The organism is Clavibacter michiganensis subsp. insidiosus (assembly GCF_002240565.1).
Classification (GTDB): Bacteria; Actinomycetota; Actinomycetes; order Actinomycetales; family Microbacteriaceae; genus Clavibacter; species Clavibacter insidiosus.
The window spans coordinates 71669-89194 of record NZ_MZMO01000001.1; the positions used below are offsets into that span (position 1 = coordinate 71669).

18 protein-coding genes and 1 pseudogene are annotated in these 17526 nt (G+C 71.0%); 8 read left to right on the plus strand and 11 right to left on the minus strand.

Annotated features, from left to right (window positions below; all coding sequences use genetic code 11):
- The first annotated feature begins 96 nt into the window (after window positions 1-96).
- Window positions 97-954 carry a 3-hydroxyacyl-CoA dehydrogenase gene (locus B5P21_RS00440; RefSeq protein ID WP_045526190.1) on the plus strand — a complete coding sequence of 286 codons (858 nt, stop codon included), beginning with the start codon at window positions 97-99 and terminating at the stop codon, window positions 952-954.
- Window positions 955-993: 39 nt separating this feature from the next.
- Here the strand turns inward: B5P21_RS00440 and B5P21_RS16470 are convergent, their stop codons facing one another.
- Window positions 994-2502: a P-loop ATPase, Sll1717 family gene (locus tag B5P21_RS16470; RefSeq protein ID WP_133064141.1), complete on the minus strand. Its 1509-nt coding sequence runs from the start codon at window positions 2500-2502 to the stop codon at window positions 994-996.
- A 256-nt stretch (window positions 2503-2758) separates the two neighbouring features.
- Between B5P21_RS16470 and B5P21_RS16990 the strand changes: the two genes are divergently transcribed.
- Window positions 2759-2935 (plus strand): hypothetical protein, encoded by a 177-nt coding sequence (locus B5P21_RS16990; protein WP_181390731.1) that lies wholly within the window; start codon window positions 2759-2761, stop codon window positions 2933-2935.
- Here B5P21_RS16990 and B5P21_RS00445 read toward each other — a convergent pair.
- Window positions 2932-3510, minus strand: a complete 579-nt coding sequence (locus B5P21_RS00445; protein WP_236688748.1) for a TetR/AcrR family transcriptional regulator — start codon at window positions 3508-3510, stop codon at window positions 2932-2934. The two genes, B5P21_RS16990 and B5P21_RS00445, sit on opposite strands and share 4 nt — an antisense overlap.
- A gap of 67 nt (window positions 3511-3577) precedes the next feature.
- On the opposite strand from B5P21_RS00445, the gene B5P21_RS00450 reads away from it, so the two are divergent.
- The 4 genes from B5P21_RS00450 (at window position 3578) to B5P21_RS00465 (ending at window position 9130) form a co-directional block, all read left to right on the plus strand.
- Window positions 3578-6214, plus strand: coding sequence for an MMPL family transporter (locus tag B5P21_RS00450; RefSeq protein WP_094170635.1), 2637 nt, complete (start codon window positions 3578-3580; stop codon window positions 6212-6214).
- Between the two features lie 221 nt (window positions 6215-6435).
- Window positions 6436-8379: a glycoside hydrolase family 2 protein gene (locus tag B5P21_RS00455; protein ID WP_236688747.1), complete on the plus strand. Its 1944-nt coding sequence runs from the start codon at window positions 6436-6438 to the stop codon at window positions 8377-8379.
- Complete coding sequence (locus B5P21_RS00460; protein ID WP_045526184.1) at window positions 8328-8786, plus strand: type II toxin-antitoxin system Phd/YefM family antitoxin; 459 nt, start codon at window positions 8328-8330, stop codon at window positions 8784-8786. The genes B5P21_RS00455 and B5P21_RS00460 overlap by 52 nt, the downstream gene beginning before the upstream one ends.
- 2 nt (window positions 8787-8788) lie before the next feature.
- The gene (locus B5P21_RS00465) at window positions 8789-9130 is read left to right on the plus strand and encodes a hypothetical protein (RefSeq protein WP_094170636.1); all 342 of its coding nucleotides are present in this window, start codon (window positions 8789-8791) and stop codon (window positions 9128-9130) included.
- 95 nt (window positions 9131-9225) lie between these two features.
- Here the strand turns inward: B5P21_RS00465 and B5P21_RS00470 are convergent, their stop codons facing one another.
- From B5P21_RS00470 to B5P21_RS17095, 6 genes and pseudogenes are all read right to left on the minus strand, one after another.
- Window positions 9226-10107, minus strand: coding sequence for a carbohydrate ABC transporter permease (locus B5P21_RS00470; protein ID WP_045526180.1), 882 nt, complete (start codon window positions 10105-10107; stop codon window positions 9226-9228).
- Window positions 10104-10760 carry a carbohydrate ABC transporter permease gene (locus B5P21_RS00475; RefSeq protein ID WP_246865227.1) on the minus strand — a complete coding sequence of 219 codons (657 nt, stop codon included), beginning with the start codon at window positions 10758-10760 and terminating at the stop codon, window positions 10104-10106. The genes B5P21_RS00470 and B5P21_RS00475 overlap by 4 nt, the downstream gene beginning before the upstream one ends.
- Before the next feature lie 391 nt (window positions 10761-11151).
- Complete coding sequence (locus tag B5P21_RS00480) at window positions 11152-12474, minus strand: ABC transporter substrate-binding protein (RefSeq protein WP_045526174.1); 1323 nt, start codon at window positions 12472-12474, stop codon at window positions 11152-11154.
- A 54-nt stretch (window positions 12475-12528) separates the two neighbouring features.
- Complete coding sequence (locus B5P21_RS00485) at window positions 12529-13341, minus strand: hypothetical protein (RefSeq protein ID WP_094170637.1); 813 nt, start codon at window positions 13339-13341, stop codon at window positions 12529-12531.
- The gene (locus tag B5P21_RS17090; protein ID WP_246865331.1) at window positions 13338-13739 is read right to left on the minus strand and encodes a hypothetical protein; all 402 of its coding nucleotides are present in this window, start codon (window positions 13737-13739) and stop codon (window positions 13338-13340) included. Before B5P21_RS17090 ends, B5P21_RS00485 begins: the two co-directional genes overlap by 4 nt.
- Window positions 13740-14118: 379 nt before the next feature.
- Window positions 14119-14463, minus strand: a pseudogene (locus tag B5P21_RS17095) (Gfo/Idh/MocA family protein); the annotation flags it as partial.
- Window positions 14464-14547: 84 nt separating this feature from the next.
- On the opposite strand from B5P21_RS17095, the gene B5P21_RS00495 reads away from it, so the two are divergent.
- Window positions 14548-15270 (plus strand): TetR/AcrR family transcriptional regulator, encoded by a 723-nt coding sequence (locus B5P21_RS00495; RefSeq protein ID WP_246865228.1) that lies wholly within the window; start codon window positions 14548-14550, stop codon window positions 15268-15270.
- Between the two features lie 10 nt (window positions 15271-15280).
- A complete protein-coding gene (locus B5P21_RS00500; RefSeq protein WP_094170638.1) occupies window positions 15281-15676 on the plus strand; it encodes a hypothetical protein in 396 nt (131 codons plus the stop codon).
- On the opposite strand, the gene B5P21_RS00505 is transcribed toward B5P21_RS00500, so the two are convergent.
- The 3 genes from B5P21_RS00505 to B5P21_RS00515 are packed head-to-tail and all read right to left on the minus strand — an operon-like array spanning window position 15673 to window position 17520.
- On the minus strand, window positions 15673-16092 hold the full coding sequence (locus tag B5P21_RS00505) for a hypothetical protein (RefSeq protein ID WP_045526168.1): 420 nt from the start codon (window positions 16090-16092) through the stop codon (window positions 15673-15675). The two genes, B5P21_RS00500 and B5P21_RS00505, sit on opposite strands and share 4 nt — an antisense overlap.
- A complete protein-coding gene (locus B5P21_RS00510) occupies window positions 16089-16673 on the minus strand; it encodes a TetR/AcrR family transcriptional regulator (RefSeq protein WP_045526166.1) in 585 nt (194 codons plus the stop codon). Before B5P21_RS00510 ends, B5P21_RS00505 begins: the two co-directional genes overlap by 4 nt.
- Window positions 16666-17520: an alpha/beta fold hydrolase gene (locus B5P21_RS00515; RefSeq protein ID WP_045526164.1), complete on the minus strand. Its 855-nt coding sequence runs from the start codon at window positions 17518-17520 to the stop codon at window positions 16666-16668. The genes B5P21_RS00510 and B5P21_RS00515 overlap by 8 nt, the downstream gene beginning before the upstream one ends.
- Between the last annotated feature and the right edge of the window lie 6 nt (window positions 17521-17526).

Consider the following 17526-nt stretch of genomic DNA (forward strand, 5'->3'; position numbering starts at 1 on the left):
CGGACGGGGGCCGCGCCGGGTGCTTCGCTGGGCAGGACGCCGCCCGCGGGACCCGCCCGCGACGCACCGCCGCGTCCGCCGACGAAGGAGTCACCCATGCCCGCATTCGCGAACGTCACCGTGCTCGGAGCGGGCGTGCTCGGCGCGCAGATCGCGTTCCAGGCCGCGAACCACGGCAAGACCGTGACGAGCTACGACGTGGACGACGCCGCGCTCGAGGCGGCGCGCGGGCGGCTCGACGCGATCGTGGCGCAGTTCGTAGCCGAGTGTGGCGAGGAGACCCGCGACGCAGCGACCCGCGCCGCCGCCGGGATCACGCTGACGAGCGACCTCGCCGCCTCCGTCGCCGACGCCGACCTCGTCATCGAGGCGGTCCCCGAACGCCTCGACCTCAAGCAGGACGTCTACCGCCGCATCGCCGAGGCCGCGCCCGAGCGCACGATCTTCGCCACCAACTCGTCGACGCTCCTGCCGAGCGCGATCGCCGACTCCACCGGCCGCCCCGACCGCTTCCTCGCGCTGCACTTCGCGAACCACGTGTGGCGGCAGAACACGACCGAGATCATGGGCACCGAGCGCACGTCGCCCGAGGTCTTCGACCGGGTCGTCGCGTTCGCGGAGGAGATCGGCATGGTCCCGATCCCGCTCAAGAAGGAGCAGCCCGGCTACGTGCTCAACTCGCTGCTCGTGCCGCTCCTGCAGGCCGCGGCGGGTCTTGTGCTGACGGGCGTCGCGGATCCGAAGACGGTCGACACCACCTGGCGCATCGCGACCGGCGCGCCCCTCGGCCCGTTCCAGATCTTCGACGTGATCGGCCTCCGCACCGCCTACGCGATCGCCGCGGCGAGCGACGACCCGGGCGCCCAGGCGTGGGCGGCCCACCTCAAGAGCGAGTACATCGACCAGGGCAAGCTCGGCGTGGAGTCGGGCGAGGGGTTCTACGCGTACGAATAGCGCCGATCTTCTCGTTCTGTCGCGACCACGATCAAATCGTCACCGCACAATTTCTGGCGCCGCGCCTTGAACTAGGGCCAGCGCAGGCCTGTACATAAATGGCACCCAGAAATTTGGGCCTTTTCTCTGGAAAAATCCAATGTCGACCAACCTGTCGGCAACTGATGATGCTTCATCTTTCTGCACGCTCCAGATACGGGCAAGACTCAAACTATTATGCTCAGTCTTCTCTCCCTGCAATGCCGCTATATAAGGCTTGCTATCGACATACTCGGCGTAAAGAGTCCGCTGCACCCGAATATTTGACACTGGCGGTAGCGCCGCGTCAAACGCACGGGGCGAAAATAGCGCGGGAGGCGCAGGCTCCGGTTGACCCATGTCATTGCGCCTTAGCTGCGCCAAGCGAACTTCCGACATCAAGTGAATTAGCTCTCGTGGTGCAGTCACGCCTTTACCATCCTGCGTGCGGTTCAGCACCCAGTCTAAGGTCGCGCTTTTGCCAGACCCAGCATCCACTTTCGACGGGAAGACGCGATAGAAGAATTCCTCCTGGCTCTGAGGAGATGCGACGACAGATTGAGCCGACTCGGAGTAGTGGGTAAGGACCCTCTCGCTCTGAGCCAAGCGCCGCACCACTAACTGCCGCAGACTGTCCCGATCCCAGGTAATCGACGCTTCTCGAATCAGATGGCTGGCTTCGCGGAATCCTTCGTCGCTGATCGCCTCCCATATATCGTTGCGCAAAAAAATCTTCAGACCAATGCGTTTGTAAGGAGTTAGATCGGAATAGGCTCGGAATAGGGCCCGTAGAGCTTTTCTTTCCAACCCAGGCTTAGAGGCAAAGGCAACGTCTAGGCGGTCAAGCAGCAACCATAGGGAGTAGCCGCCGCTGCCATTGAGAGTAGTTTCTACGAGGCCGAGCAGGTAGTCAATAGAGACAAAACCCGCGCGCGTATTCTGCACGGAGGGCTCTGCAAACTCAATCTTTCCGGTGAAAGCGGTAGGCATGCCGTCCGGTCCCACATGTACCGTCGTCTCGTGGCTTTTGTGGTGCAGGAACTGTGCAACATACTCTCTGACCATGGCCAGAAGGGATGGTTTTGAAAGCGTCTCCGGAAGCAAGTCCGCGTCTCTCAAGAACTCAAATAGCTCTTTTGTCTGCGGGGACCTGACGGAGTAAGCTTCAAGCTCTTGACTTATTAGTACTAAGAAGTACAGCTTCCATATCTTGACGAGGTCATCCTCGCTGGGGTCAGACTCGCCAACACTCGCGAATGCGGGCGTGCCCGTCGGATTTTCGGCTGGGGCAAGCAGAACTTTGTCGTCGAATAAGGCATCTTCTTCAGATATCAACATCGAGTACAAAGCGCTCTTGCCGCTACCCTTGGGGGCGAAAACGACATCAACTTCACCATCTCGCACTTGACGCCATGTCTCCGTGCGCACAAAGTAGGAACTCAGGTCGTCAGCCTCATCCTCAGCGACACGACTTCCGAAGTTGATGCTCTGCACAAGTGCCGCCGAAGATGTTGGGGCTTTATCCGTCATAGTCGAACGGTATACGCGTACCGTGAGACACCCCGACCAGTCCGCACCCCTTTTTCTGGGGGTACCGCCAGACTCGCTTTTAAGGCAACAGCCCTTCCGTGCTGGCCCCGACCAGTGCGGAGTCGCCAATGCTGAAGACCAGCGCCTCTCGGGTTCTAGCATCGGGAGCAGAGCAGTTATCCCGAAAAGGTGCGGCGCTGACGGCTGGAACGATTGCGGCACGAGGCGAGTCTGGTGCGAGAGATCAGAGCCTAATGTGGAGGATTACTGTGCCCGCTGGTCACTCGCCGCGAACGACCTCGCAGCGCGCCTGACCGCCCCCGACAGCGCGCGTTTGGTCGGCGTCTGGACGCGCTGGCAGCGCTGGACCACGGGAGGGCTGCTCGGCGCGGTCGGCGTGAAGCTCGCCATCGAGGCGCCGGCGCCGGCTTAGGCCCCACCGCCCCCCAGCACGAACCGCACCAGCCGCGTCACGCTCTCGGCGTGGTCGCCCTTGCGGCCGAGCAGGCGCAGGACGATGACCCCGAGGATCGCCTGGCCGAGCTCGTCGACGGGCGCGTCGGCGGGGAGCTGGCCGGCGCGGATGCCCGAGGCCAGGCGCTCGGACAGGTCGCGGTCGACCCCGAGGCTCGCGCTCAGGCTGTCGCCCACGGCCGCGTCCTCGGCGGCGGCCGCGACGAGCGAGCGGACGAGCGGGCCGCCGGTCGGGGCGTCGAGCACGGCGAGCACGCCCGCGAGCCAGCGCTCGATGTCGGCGAGGAGGTCGCCCGTGTCGGGCACGGCGAACTCGACCGGGATCAGCCGCCCCTCGGTCATGCACTCGGCGATGAGGGCGCCGCGCGACGGCCACCACCGGTAGATCGTCTGCTTGCCGACGCCCGCCTCCTTGGCGACGCCCTCGATCGTGAGGTGGTCGTAGCCGACGGCGTGGATGAGGCGCACGGTCGCGCCGAGGATCGCCTCGCGGGCCGCCTCGCTGCGGACCCTCCCGGTTCGGTGCTCGTTCACCAGCACAGGGTAGCTGCAGAAACTAGACGAGACGTAGCGTATCGTCGAAGCGTCTGAGGGAGATGACATGGCGTCAGTGCTGTACCGGCTCGGTTCGATGGCCGCGCGTCGCGCGTGGCTCGTGATCGTCTCGTGGGTGGTGATCCTCGGCATCGGCGTGGGCTCGTTCCTCGCGTTCGCCGGCACCCTCGGCAACAGCTTCGACATCCCCGGCACGGCGTCCGGCGCCGTCACCGACGAGCTCGCGCAGACGCTGCCCGCCACCGCGGGCGGCACCGGCACGGTCGTCTACCGGACCACCGACGGCTCGGCCTTCACCGACGAGCAGAAGGCGGACATCTCGGCCCTCGCCACGAGCGCGGGCGACCTCCCGGGCGTCGCGCGCGTGGTGGATCCCTTTGCCGTCACCCAGCAGCGCGCCAACCAGGCCGCGCAGCTCCAGAGCGGCGACGCGCAGATCACCGCGGGTCGCAGCCAGCTCGACGCCGCGCAGCAGCAGCTCGACGCCGGGAAGGCGCAGCTCGACGCGGGCCAGCAGCAGCTCGCGGCCGCGCGCCAGCAGGCCGAGGCCGCCGGCGCCCCGACCGCGCAGATCGCCGCGCTCGACGCGCAGCAGGCCCAGCTCGACCAGCAGACCCAGGCCCTCCAGCAGCAGCAGGCCACGGTCGACGCGAATCGCGCGCAGCTCGAGTCGGGCGCCGAGCAGGCCGAGCTCGGCCGCACGCTCCTCGGCCTCACGGACGGCATCGACGTCGTCTCCGCGGACGGGTCGACCGCCATCGTCAACGTCTCCTTCACGGATCCGCGCCTCCAGCTCTCCGAGGAGACCAAGGAGGAGGCCATCGGGCACTTCCAGGACTCCCCCGTCGCCGGCACCAGCGTCGACTTCGCGACCGACCTCGCGCAGGGCGTGCCCGAGATCTTCGGCATCGGCGAGGTCGTCGGCCTCGTGTTCGCGGCCATCGTGCTCATCGTGATGCTCGGCACGCTCATCGCCGCGTCGCTCCCCATCGTCACCGCGGTGGTCGGCGTGGGCGTCGGCGTCACGGCGTCGCTCGCGTTCTCCGGGATCGTGGACATGGCGTCGGTGACCCCGGTGCTCGGCGTGATGCTCGGTCTCGCGGTCGGCATCGACTACTCCCTCTTCATCGTCAACCGGCACCGGAAGCAGATGCTCGCGGGCACGGGCGTGCGCGAGTCGATCGGGCTCGCCAACGGCACGTCGGGCGCGGCGGTCGTGTTCGCGGGATCCACCGTGATCGTCGCGCTCCTCGCCCTCAACGTCACGGGCGTGCCGTTCCTGGCGCTGATGGGCACGGTGGGCGCGGTCTGCGTGCTCGTCGCCGTGCTCGTCGCGATCACGCTCACGCCTGCGGTGCTCGGCCTCGCCGGGACGCGCGTGCTGCGGAAGCGCGACCGCGCCCGCGCGTCGGCCGCCGACCCGGCCCGCCCGCAGGAGGCCGCGAAGGCCCTGAAGCCCATGTCGAACGCGCGTGCCGTGCTCACGGTGCTCGGCACGGTGGTCGCCCTGCTCGTGATCGCGATCCCGAGCCTGTCGATGCGCCTCGGCCTGCCCGATGGATCCATCGAGCCGGCCGGATCCACCAGCGAACGCGCCTTCACCACGGTCGCCGACGAGTTCGGCGAGGGCGCCAACGGCCCGCTGCTCGTGGTCGCCGACGTGCCCGCGGGTGTCGCCGAGGGCGACCTCCTCGCCACCCAGGTCGACGTCGCGCAGGCGCTGCATGACCTCGACGACGTGGTCGCCGTCGCACCCGTCGCGAACACCGACGACGGCACGGTTCTCGCGTTCCAGGTGCTCCCGCAGGAGGGCCCGAACAGCGCGTCGACCGAGCGGCTCGTGCAGGACATCCGCGCGCTGCCCGAGCTCGACGGCGGCATCACGCTCGGCGTCGCCGGCCAGGCCGCCACCAACATCGACATCTCGGAGGCGCTGGCCGCGGTGCTGCCGCTCTACCTGCTCGTGGTGGTCGGCCTGTCGCTGCTGATCCTGATCGTGGTGTTCCGCTCGATCCTCCTGCCGCTCATCGCGACCGGCGGGTTCGTGCTGTCGCTGTTCGCGACCTACGGCCTCATCGTCGCGGTGTTCCAGTTCGGCTGGGGCGCGGGGCTCATCGGGCTGGAGAGCCCGGGGCCGATCCTGAGCTTCCTGCCGGTGATCCTCGTCGGGATCCTGTTCGGGCTCGCCATGGACTACCAGCTGTTCCTCGCGAGCGGCATGCGGGAGGCGTACGTGCACGGCGCCGAGGCCCGGCTCGCGGTGGTGCAGGGGTTCCGGGCGGGGCGCGCGGTCGTCACGGCGGCAGCGCTCATCATGGTGTCGGTGTTCGGCGGCTTCGTATTCTCGGAGTCGACCATCATCCGGTCCATCGGCTTCGGCCTCGCGTTCGGCGTGCTGCTCGACGCGTTCGTGGTGCGCATGCTGCTGATGCCCGCGCTCATGCACCTGCTCGGCTGCTCGGCCTGGTGGCTGCCGCGCTGGCTCGACCGGATCCTGCCGGACGTCGACATCGAGGGCGCCGCGCTCGAGCGCACGCACCCGCACGCGTCGGCCACGACCGGGGTCCCCGCGACCGAGCTCCCCGGCGGGCTGCCGGCCGACGGCGGGCACGGCGCGCACGCGGCGCCGCCCACGGCGTCGACCGTCCGCGCCGAGACGGAGGCCGCGCCGCACGAGCGGTAGGTACCGGACCGGTGGGCGCCGCGCGAGCGGTAGCCGCCGGACCGGCGGGCGCCGCGCGCGGTAGCCACCACGGGCGGCCGCGGCGAGCGGGCCGTCCCGGCGAGCGGCGCGGCCGCGGCAGGCGCGGCCGCCGTGCGATCCTCGCGGGACGGTCCCACCCGGCTGCGGGAGAGTGGATGCGAGCACGTCCGCCCGGCCCGCCGCGACAGAAGGACCCGCCCATGACCGACGCCCCCGCCCCCGCGATCGCCGCCCCGCGGATCCCGAAGCCCGAGCATCCGCGCCCGCAGTCCACGCGGCCCGACTGGCTCATCCTCAACGGCGCCTGGTCCTTCGAGCGCGACCGCGGCGACTCCGGCCTCGAGCGCGGCCTGCTCGAGCGGGAGCTGGCCGAGGAGATCCTGGTGCCGTTCGCGCCGGAGTCGATCGCCTCGGGCATCGGCGACGTCGACTTCCTCACGGCCGTCTGGTACCGCCGCCGCGTGCGGATCCCCGCGGGCTGGAGCGGCCGCCGCGTCCTCCTCCACTTCGGCGCCGTCGACCACGACGCCACCGTCTGGGTGGGCGGCGAGGAGGTCGCCCGGCACCGCGGCGGCTTCACGTCGTTCACGGCGGATCTCGGCGTGCGGGCCGACGAGGAGGAGCTGACCATCACGGTCCGCGCCCGCGACACCCGCGACGAGCCGCAGGCCCGCGGCAAGCAGGCGACCTGGTTCGAGAACACCTCGTGCTTCTACACGCGCACCACCGGGATCTGGCAGACGGTGTGGCTGGAGCCGGTGCCCGAGGCGCACATCCGCTCGGCGCACATCGAGCCGCAGCGCGCGGACTCCTCCTTCACCGTCACCCCCGAGCTCTCGCACCGCACGGCGGGCCTCGCGTTCGAGGGTGTGCTCGCGGACGCCGCCGGCGAGATCACGCGGTCGCGGATCAGCGCGGGCGAAATGGGCGCGCGCGTCACCCTCCGCATCCCCGAGGATCGCGTGCGCGTCTGGTCGCCCGAGGATCCGCATCTCTACGACATCACGCTGCGGCTCGTCGACGAGTCCGGCGCCGACGACGCCGTGGTCGACGAGGTCGCCTCCTACGGCGGCCTCCGCTCCATCGCGATCGACGGCCGCGACGTGCTCCTCAACGGCCGCCGCGTCTTCCAGCGGCTCGTGCTCGACCAGGGCTACTGGCCCGACACCCTCATGACCTCGCCCGACGACGCCGCGCTCGTCCGCGACATCGAGCTGTCGATGGCCGCGGGATTCAACGGCGCGCGCCTGCACCAGAAGGTGTTCGAGGAGCGGTTCCTCTTCCACGCCGACCGGCTCGGCTACCTCGTGTGGGGCGAGTTCGGCGACTGGGGCGCAGGCGGCGGCCTCGGGAAGGACGCGCAGCAGCCGACGGCGTCGTTCATCACCCAGTGGATCGAGGCGGTCACGCGCGACCGCTCGCACCCGTCGATCGTCGGCTGGTGCCCGCTCAACGAGACGTACCAGGCGATCCACGACCGCATCACGCAGCTCGACGACGTGACCGCCGGCATGTACCTCGCCACGAAGGCGGCGGATCCGTCGCGTCCCGTCCTCGACGCCTCCGGCTACTCGCACCGCGTCCGCTCCTCCGACGTCTACGACTCCCACTCCTACGAGCAGGACCCGGACGCCTTCCGCCGCGAGCAGGCGGGCCTCGCCGGCGGCCGCCCGTACGTCAACGAGCTCCAGGGCCGCGCGATCTCCGTGCCCTACGCCGGCCAGCCGTTCTTCGTCTCCGAGTACGGCGGCATCTGGTGGAACCCGGACGAGATCGACCGCCCGCAGGCCGACGCCAGCGACCCGGCGCGCGCCGTCTCCTGGGGCTACGGCGAGCGCGTCGCGAGCGTCGAGGAGTGGCACGCCCGCTTCCGCGGCCTCACCGAGGTGCTGCTCGAGGATCCGCTCATGTTCGGCTACTGCTTCACGCAGCTCACCGACACGTTCCAGGAGCAGAACGGCATCTACGACTTCCACCGCCGCCCGAAGTTCGACATAGCCCGGATCCGGGCGGTGCAGGAGCAGCGGGCGGCGTACGAGGCGCGGGACGGGGCGGCGTGGACTTCCGAACGCGTTCCGAATAAACTCGAGCCATGTCCCTCCTCCACGGCTCGCACATGGCGACCCGTCGCTCATCCGACCTGAGCAAGCACTCCGCCGACGTGTTCGCAGAGGCCGAGGACCACCCGGTCCAGGTCACCCGGCGCGATGGGGAGACCCTGGTCCTCATGTCGCAGGCCGCGGCGGATGCGCAGGCGCAGCTCCTCCAGTTCGCGGCCGACCTCATCACCGTCACGTTGGACGACGAGGGCTCCCTGGCCTCGCGCATGGCCCAGAGGTTCCCGTGGATGCTCGCCCTGTCCGCCGCGGATGGCGAGACCTGCTCGCGCGAGCTCGTCGATGCCGCGCGAGCCTCCTTCTCCACCGGCCAGCCCCACCTCGCCATCGCCGAACTCACCTCCTGGCGCGAGAGCGCGACGGCCGTCGCCGCGGGCCTCACCTCCTCGCCGGTGGAGTGGCTCGCGCGTCCGACGCCGGTCGAGCGCCCCTGACCGTGGCCAAGGATCCACAGATCCCGAGGCCGACGAAGAAGTCCGAGCACACGATCGCCTTCGCGTCCGAGGGCGCACGGAAGGGCTGGCAGGACCTGGCGGCGACCATCCGCGGTCCTCTGGCCGACACGTGGGACTTCCTCACACGGACCCCGACGGAGCGCACCCCGACGAACTACCCGCTCAAGGGCGAGCTCGGCGTCATCACACGCGCCGGGCGAGACCACGTCCGCTGGCAGCACAAGCCCACCGCTCGCGGCGACGCCCGCATCTGGTTCTACGTGGACGGCCAGACGGTCTGCCGCGAGCAGGTGCACACGAAGCACCCGAACCAGACGAAGTAGGCGCCCCTCGCGACGAGAGCCCGCCCCCGCGATCCACATGGACCACGGGGGCGGGCATTCGTCACGGGCGCGGGATCACCCGCGCCCCGGCCGCCTCACCTCCCGGCGAGCGACCCGCCGATCCCGCCGACGCTGAAGTACTTGTTCAGCAGGGCGAAGATCAGCACGGGCGGCAGCATCATGATGACCGCGACCGCCATCACCGAGCCCCAATCGGCCGCGTTCTGCTGGAAGAACGTGTTGAGGCCGATGGGGAGCGTGTACTTCGTGAAGTCCTGCAGGAACAGGAGCGCGATCAGGTAGTCGTTCCAGGCCAGCAGGAACGAGAAGATCGCGGTCGACAGGATGCCCGGCAGCGAGTTGCGGAGCACCACGTGGACGAAGCCGCTGAACACGCTCGCGCCGTCCATCCAGGCCGCCTCCTCGAGGGTGATCGGGATGGAGTCGATGTAGGCCGCCATCATCCAGATCGCGACCGACATGGTCGACCCGATGTAGATGATCGCCACGCCCTGCAGCGTGTTGATGAGCCCGAGCGCCGAGAACGTGATGAACAGCGGGATCGCCGCGGTCACCACCGGCAGGGCCTGCACCACGAACAGCACGAGCGAGTACCCGGAGACGAGCTTCGAGCGCGAGCGGCTGAGCACGTACCCGGCCGGCGCCGCGATCACGACCGAGACGACGACGGTCACGAGCGCGACGATGAGGCTGTTGCCGAGCCAGATCATCACGTCGGTGCCGCCGAGCACGCGCTGGAAGTTCTCCAGCGTGAATCCGGTGGCCGTGGAGTTCTGCCCCGGCTGCGTGGAGAGGAACAGCACCGCGAGGATGGGCGTGATCACCACGAGCGTGATGACCGCGATGAGCAGGAAGCGCCACCACTGGCCCTTCTGCTCGCGCTGCTTCGCGGAGGTCCGCTTGACGTCGCCGACGGTCGCCGACGTGGCGCCGCCGACGGCGAGTGCCTGGCTCATTCGATGTCCGCCTTCTTGATCTGCCGGTACAGCAGCGTCGACACGAGGACGAGCACGGCCGTCATCATGAAGGCCACCGCGGTCGCCGGGCCGGTCTGCAGGTTCTGGAACGCCTGCTGGTACGCCAGCACGATCAGCGACGTCGTCGCGTTCACGGGACCGCCCTGCGTGAGCAGGAAGATCGTCGGGAAGTCGTTGACGCAGAAGATCGTCATCAGCACCCAGCTGATGTACGTGGTGCGGGAGATGATCGGGAGGGTCACGCCGCGGAACGCCTGCCAGGCGCTCGCGCCGTCCATCTTCGCCGCCTCGTAGACGTTGGTGTCCACCGACGCGAGCGCCGAGGACATCATCATCAGCATGAACGGGAAGCTGATCCACACCTTGAAGACGCAGACCACGACCTGCGCCAGCACCGGGTCGCCGAGGAAGTTCGCGTCCGGGAACCCGAGCCGCTCCAGGATGATCGGCACCGGGCTCTGCGGCGTCGCCACGAGCCAGTTCCACGAGGTCGCCGAGACGACCACCGGGACGATCCACGGCAGGAGCAGCAGCACCTTGAAGAACCCGTTGCCGGGGATCCGGGTGCGCAGCAGCAGCGCGAGCGCCAGCCCCACGAGCCACGACCCGAACACGCCCACGACCGTGAACACGACGGTGAAGGTGGTCGCGTTGCGGAACGACTCCGAGGTGAGGACGTTCGCGTAGTTCTCGAACCCGACGAACGGCGTCTGCCACGGCAGCGTCGACGGCGTGCCCCTGCTGGAGGGACTGCAGGAACGAGTACACGACCGGGTAGACGTTGAGCAGCACGAGCAGGAGGAGGGACGGCAGCGCGAACAGCACCAGCGTCTTCCCCGCCCGGCCGAGCGGCGTCTTCCCGCGGCCCTTCCGCGGCGCGCTCGGCGGCCGACCGGGGCCGGCCACGCCGACGCCGCGGCGGGCCAGCCCGATCTTGTCCGCGACGCGGGTGTCGTGGGTGTCCACCGCCATCAGATCACCCCGTCCACGTCAGGGCCTCCGGGACGACGCGGGTCACGCGGGTCACGCGCCGGCCTCCAGCTCCTTCTGCAGGGTCTCGAGGGAGGCCTTCGCCGTGACCGTCCCGCCGAGGACGGCCTGCGCGAACGAGATCGTCGGCTGCGTGCCGTCGACCTTGGTCACGTTCTGGAAGACGGTGTTGGAGCCGGGGGCACCCCAGGTCTTCGAGATGGGCTGCCAGTCGTTGAGGATCTTCAGGGTGTTGGGGTCGTCGACGTAGGCCTCGTCGGCGATCGACTTCAGCGGCGGCAGGCCGATGCCCGTCTGCTTCGTCCAGAGCGACTTCATGTTCTGGTAGTAGTACGTGAGGAACGCCTCGCTGTTCTCCTGGCTGGGCGTCGACTTGTACATCATGATGTTGTTCGGGAAGTAGAGCGCGCCCTTCTCGCCGCCGGGGCCCACGAGCGGGTCGCCCACCACCATCTGCGCCGCGGTCTCGGGCGTCACGTTCGCCGTCGCTCCCGCGCCGTCCCAGAACATGCCGAAGGTGCCGGCGTCCATCTGCTGGTACGCGTTGTCGGAGGTGTAGGTGGCGCTGCGGGGATCCACGTAGCCGTTCTTCACCATGCCGAGCACCCACTCGACGGCCTGGATGTTGGCCTCGGTGACGACGTCCGGGTTCTGGTCGGCGTCGAAGAGGCCGCCGCCGTTGTTGATCATGTGGGCGACGATCTGGTGGAAGCCGGTGAACGCGCCGGCGCCCGAGCGGGTGCCGTAGCCGTAGACGCCGATCTTCTTGAGGGCGGCGCACGCGGCCTCGTAGGAGTCCCAGTCGGTGGGCACGTCGGCGCCGGCCTTCTCGAGGAGGTCCTTGCGGTACCAGTACATGCGCATGTCGAGGTTGTACGGGACGGCCGCGTAGCCGTTGGCCGTCTTCAGGGTGTCGACGAGGCCCGGGAGGAAGTCGTCGTAGATCCCGTTGCCCTTCCACGTCTCGATGAGGTCGTCGGCGTACGCGATCTTGCCCTGCGACTCGAAGAGGAACGCCGTCGTCCCGCCTCCCGAGCTCACGGCGGGGCCGTTGTTGGCGGCGACCGCGGTCGAGAAGGTCTGGGTGAAGTTGGCCCACTGGACCTGCTGGTAGCTCACGCCGCCCATGCCGCTCGCGGGCTTGTAGGCCGCGGAGATCACCTTGTCCTCGGTGAGGAACGCGGGCGCGCCCCAGGGCATGTTCCAGAACTTGAGGGGTGCGCCAGCGCCCGATGCGCCTCCGCCTCCGCCGCTGCAGGCGGCGAGGAGGCCGACCGCGGCGGCGCCGACGCCCGCGCTGAGGAGGGATCGTCGGGTGAGGCCGTTGCCGAAGGCGCTGGATGACTGCTGTGGCATTTCTGACTCCGTTGTCCGGTGGTGCTGTGTGTGGTGGAAGGGAAGGGGCTGGGTCTAGGGGCGCGCGTCGCCGGCGAGCGCGGGCGCGGCGGCGAGGAGGGCGCGGAGGTCGGCGACGTCGTCGGGGACGTGACGGCCGTGGGCGGCGTCGTGGGCGAGGCGCATCGCGGTGCGGTGGCCGGACTCGAAGACGACGGGGAGGTCCTCGCGGCCGGCGGCGTCCGTGACGCTCGCGCGTCCGGGGGCGGCGGTGCCCGGCGCGGGGAGGGCGACGTGCGCGGCGCGGTCGCCGACGACGAGCCGGAAGGTCGCGCACGCGTGGCCGTGGGCCGTGACGACCGCGCTCACGATCACGTGCACGCCGGACGCGGTGGTGCCGGAGAGCATGAGGTGGTCGGGCGTCGCGGCGAGCGGCGCCAGCTCCGTGAGCGGGGATCCGACGAGCGTCTGCGCGGTGAGGGCGAGCGCGCGGGCTGCGCCGACGAGGTCGTCGGTGGCCGCGACGGTGGCGCGCGCCTCGAACAGGGCGCCGGGGGCGGCGAGGCGGTGGATCCGCGGGGCGACCCGGCGCACGGCCTCGTCGTGCCGCCACGGCACGTCGAGCACCACGGGCGCGCCCGCGGCGGCGAGGGCGGCGAGGTCGGCGTCGGAGGCGGGTCCGGGGTCGAGCACGAGGAGGGCGCGGGCTCCCGCCTGCACGGCGTCGGTCGCGCGGCGAGCCCAGCCGTCGCCGCCGGCGACCACGACCACGTCGCCCGCGTCGTCGGTGCGGCGGAAGGACTCGGGCAGCGAGGCGAGGGTCGCGACGGCCGCGTGCGCGTGGGTCGCCGAGGCCGCGGGGTCGATGCGGAGGGTGAGGGCGGTCACGCCGCGACCTCCGTCCGGGCCGCGTCCACGTCGGATCCGGCGCCGGTCACCGCGGGGGCGGCACCGCCCGCCCGGATGATCGCCGCGCTCTGCTCCGCGATGTCGGTCGCGAGGTCGAGGTCGGCGAGCTGCGCCTGCATCGCCACCGGGGCGGCGCGGCCCGTGACCACGTCGTGCACGTGCTCCCACTCGCCGACGTAGCCGTTGTCGGCGTACGGGCCCCAGCCGGTGGTGCCGCGGGCGTCCGTGAGGGTGGCGGTGCTGGATCCGGCGTGCACGTAGGAGAGCGAGAAGTCGAGGTGGAGGGAACGGTCGCGCGCGACGGCGTCCAGCGTCCACTCCGGATCCCACGAGGCGCCGCCGATGCCGTGGATCTCGAGCACGCTCTCGCCCACCATCGCGACGACCTCGTAGCCCCACGGTCGGAGGGCGCGCGCTGATCACGCGCGGGCGGACGTCGGGCAGGAGGCGGCGCGCGAGCGGCAGGTCGTGGATCGCGAGGCCGAGCACGCCGCCGGTGACCGCGAGCGCCTGCGCCTCGACGTCCGGCTCGCCCGCGACGCGGGGTGCGGGGCGGCCGACGATCTCGGTGGCGGAGTCCTCGGAGTCGGGGTTCGGCGGGATGACGGCCGAGATGCGGACGGTGTGCGGCGCACGGCCGGAGGCGTCCCAGGCGTCGGCCGCGGCGATCCACGCCGGATCGAACGCGTGCATCGTGCCGACGATCACGGGCACGCCGTGCTCGGCGGACGCGCGGGCGATGGCCCGGCCCTCCTCGGCGGAGACGGCGAGCGGCTTCTCGCAGAGCACGGCGCGCTTGCCGGCCCGGCACGCGGCGATGACCTGCTCGGCGTGGAAGCGGTTCGGGCTGCCGATGACGACGACGTCGACGGCCGGATCCGCGATGAGCGCGTCCGCGTCGGTCGAGTGCCGGGCTCCCACGCGGGCGGCGACGCGCTCCGCGACGTCCGCGTCGACGTCCATCACGTGGACGACGCGGAAGCGGTCCGCCATGCGCGCCAGGGTCGGCAGGTGGATGGCCTGCCCGACCGGTCCGGCCCCGACAAGGCCCACACCGAACACCTCTTCGCCCACGACGCCCTCGTCCCTAGCAATGACCACCGCGGAACGAACACTGACGCTTCGTTTACGGTTGAGTCACTGTACGTCCGGGTCCACGCAGGCACAAGAGGGAGGATGACGGGGATGACCGAGATCGATCAGCACTCCACGACCCGCGACGCGCCCCCGCGATCCCCGGACGGACGGGCCACCGAGGGCGGGGTCGAGCAGTCGACGACGGTCCGCGGCCCCTACTCCACGGGCGTGCGGCGGCGGGCCGAGATCGTCGCCGCAGCCGTTCGCGTGTTCGGTGTTCGCGGCTACGGCGCCGCGACCATCAAGGAGATCGCCGACGAGGTGGGCGTCTCGCCCGCGGCCGTGCTCCGCTACTTCCGCAAGGAGGAGCTGCTGACGGAGGTGCTCCGGCAGTGGGACCGGCAGCAGCCGTTCGTCGCCGAGGCCGCCCCCGGCCTGCCCGCGCTCCGCGCCTTCGTCGACCTGATGCGGTACCACGTGGAGCACCGCGGATTCCTCGAGCTGTACCTGACCTTCGCGACCGAGACCAGCGACGCCACGCATCCGGCGCACGAGTACATGCGCGGCCGGTACGCGCGCACCATCGCGCAGATCCGCCGCCGCATCGGCGAGGCCGTCGCCCTCGGCCAGGTGCCGGCGATGGACGACGCGACGCTCGACTACGAGGCCGCGTGCTTCCTCGCGATCCTCGACGGCCTCGAGATCCAGTGGATCCACAACCCGGCGATCGACCTTCCCGCCCTCGTCGGCGAGTACGTGGAGCAGTCCATCGCGCGCTGGCGCGGTGGTGCGCGGGCGGCGGTCGCGCCCGGCTCGGCGAGCTGGGACTGAGGCGGACGCCGTGCTCCGCCGTGGTCCCGAGCGCGCCCTGCGGATCATCCGCGCCCTCTGGATCGCGGGCTTCGGCATCGGCACCATCACCCACGTGCTCGACCTGGCGGTGGGCGGCACGGACGTCTACGCGGGCTTCCCCGTCGCGCTGCGGGCCTTCTGGGTGTCGCTCACCGTGCTGGATCCGCTCGTCATCGCGCTGCTCGCCCTCCGGCGTCGCGCCGGGGTCGCGCTCGGCATCGCGGTGATCCTCGTCGACATCGCCGTCAACTGGACGGTGCTCGCGACGATCGGGGGCATCCCACCGTGGGGAGCGATGAACCAGACCCTGTTCGCGATCCTGGTGCTGGCCACCGCGCCCGCGCTGCTTCGAGCCTGGCGCCGCCCGGAGGCCGTGGCCGGCTAGGGACGCCGCGTCAGCGCCCGCCACCGCGGCTGCTCGGTGACCACCACCGCGACGCACAGCGCCGTCACGGCCACGGCGATCCACACGGGCCAGATCGCCCACGCGGCCAGCGACGCCGGGACCAGCTGCAGCAGCACGAGCAGGATCGTCACGATGCCGGGCGCCGCGATCGGGCCGTCGCCGCCGGGCCGGTCGCCGGGGGTGCTGAAGACGGCGGGCAGGCCGATCAGCAGCACGACCGCGCCGACGGCCAGCGGGATCGAGTGCGGCCAGAGCGCCCACGGCGTCGCGATCCACGCGACCAGCTCGGCGAGGAACCGCAGGCCACCGGCGAGCGTGTAGTGCCCGGGCGGCCGCCTCGCGGGTCGCGTGCCGGACCGCGCTGCCGGGACCGCCCGAGAGCGCCCGCCGCTCACGACGCCCGCCCGCCGCCGGCCGTCGCCCGCAGGCCGCCGTCGAGGAACGCGACGACCCAGCCGAAGCTCACGTCGATGTCGGTCGCCATCTGGAAGTCGTCGGCGACCTCGAGGGTCGCGAAGCCGTGCAGCACGCTCCGCAGCATGCGGAGGGCGTGGATCCGGTCGGCCTCGCCCAGCCGGTACCCGTGCAGCACGGCGGACAGGGCCGCGAGGGCGCGCTCGCGCGCCGGGTCCAGCGGATCCCCGTCCCCCGCCGACCGCGCGCCGACGGTCGCGGCGTAGCGCCCGGGATGCGCGGTCACGTAGTCGCGCAGCGCGTGCGCCGCACCGGTCAGCGCCTCCTGGCCCGCCCGGCCCTGCGTGGCGTCGCGCATGGCGTCGCCCGCCTCGGTGGTGGCGAGCACGGCGATCCGGTGCTGGAGGTCGGCGAGCGAGGCGACGTGCTTGTAGAGCGACGGCGTCTTGACGCCGAGCCGCTCGGCGACCGCGCCCATGCTGAGGCCCGCGAGGCCGATCTCGTCGGCGAGCGCGGCGCCCGCCTCGGTGACCGTCCGGGCGTCGAGCCCGGCCCTAGGCACGGGTCCCCGGGGTCGTTGCGGCGAGCGTGCGGCCGAGGAACGGCAGCAGCAGGGCCAGCACCGCATCCGGCGTCTCGGCGTGCGGGTAGTGCCCGGCGCCGTCGATCACCGCGAGCTCGCCGAGGCCGTCGGGCAGGTCCTGGAGGATGCGCTCGCCCTCGGCCCGCGGGTCGGCCCAGTCGGGATCCGCGCCGCCCTCGACCACGAGCACGGGGCACCGCACGTCGGCGAGCCGCGCGCCCGCGTCGGCGGGGCTCGTCTTGGCCATCGCCCGCAGCACCGCCATGCGCTCGGGTCGGCCGAGGCTCGCGCGGATGCGTCCGCTCTCGGCGGCCCAGTCGGCGGGCTTGGTGGGGAGCGCGAGGTCGAGGTAGCGCATCCACCCGGCCAGGCTGCCGGCGAAGAGGACGCGGGCGAGCTGCACGGTCGCCGCGCGGTGGGCGTTGGCACGGAGGAGACCGCCGATGTCCGCCGACTGCGCGCGGGTGAACGGCGCGAGCTCGACGACGCCGGAGATCACGTCGGGCACGTCGGCCGCCGCGATGGTCGCCGCGCCGCCGCTGATCGACTGGCCGACGACGACGGCCGGGCCGCCGAGGTGCTTCACGAGGGCGACGAGGTCGCCCGCGATGTCGGTGCGGCTGTATCCGGTCCAGCCGGTTCTGGACTCGCCGCAGCCGCGGATGTCGACGTTCGCGACCCGGTATCCGGCGGCCACGAGCCCGGGCACGAGGAAGCGGTACGAGCGGCGGCTGTCGCCCATGCCGTGGGCGAGCACGACGAGAGGGCCGTCGCCGACCAGGTCGTAGGCGAGGGTCTCCGCACCAATGGAAAGGGTGTCGCTCATCGTGTC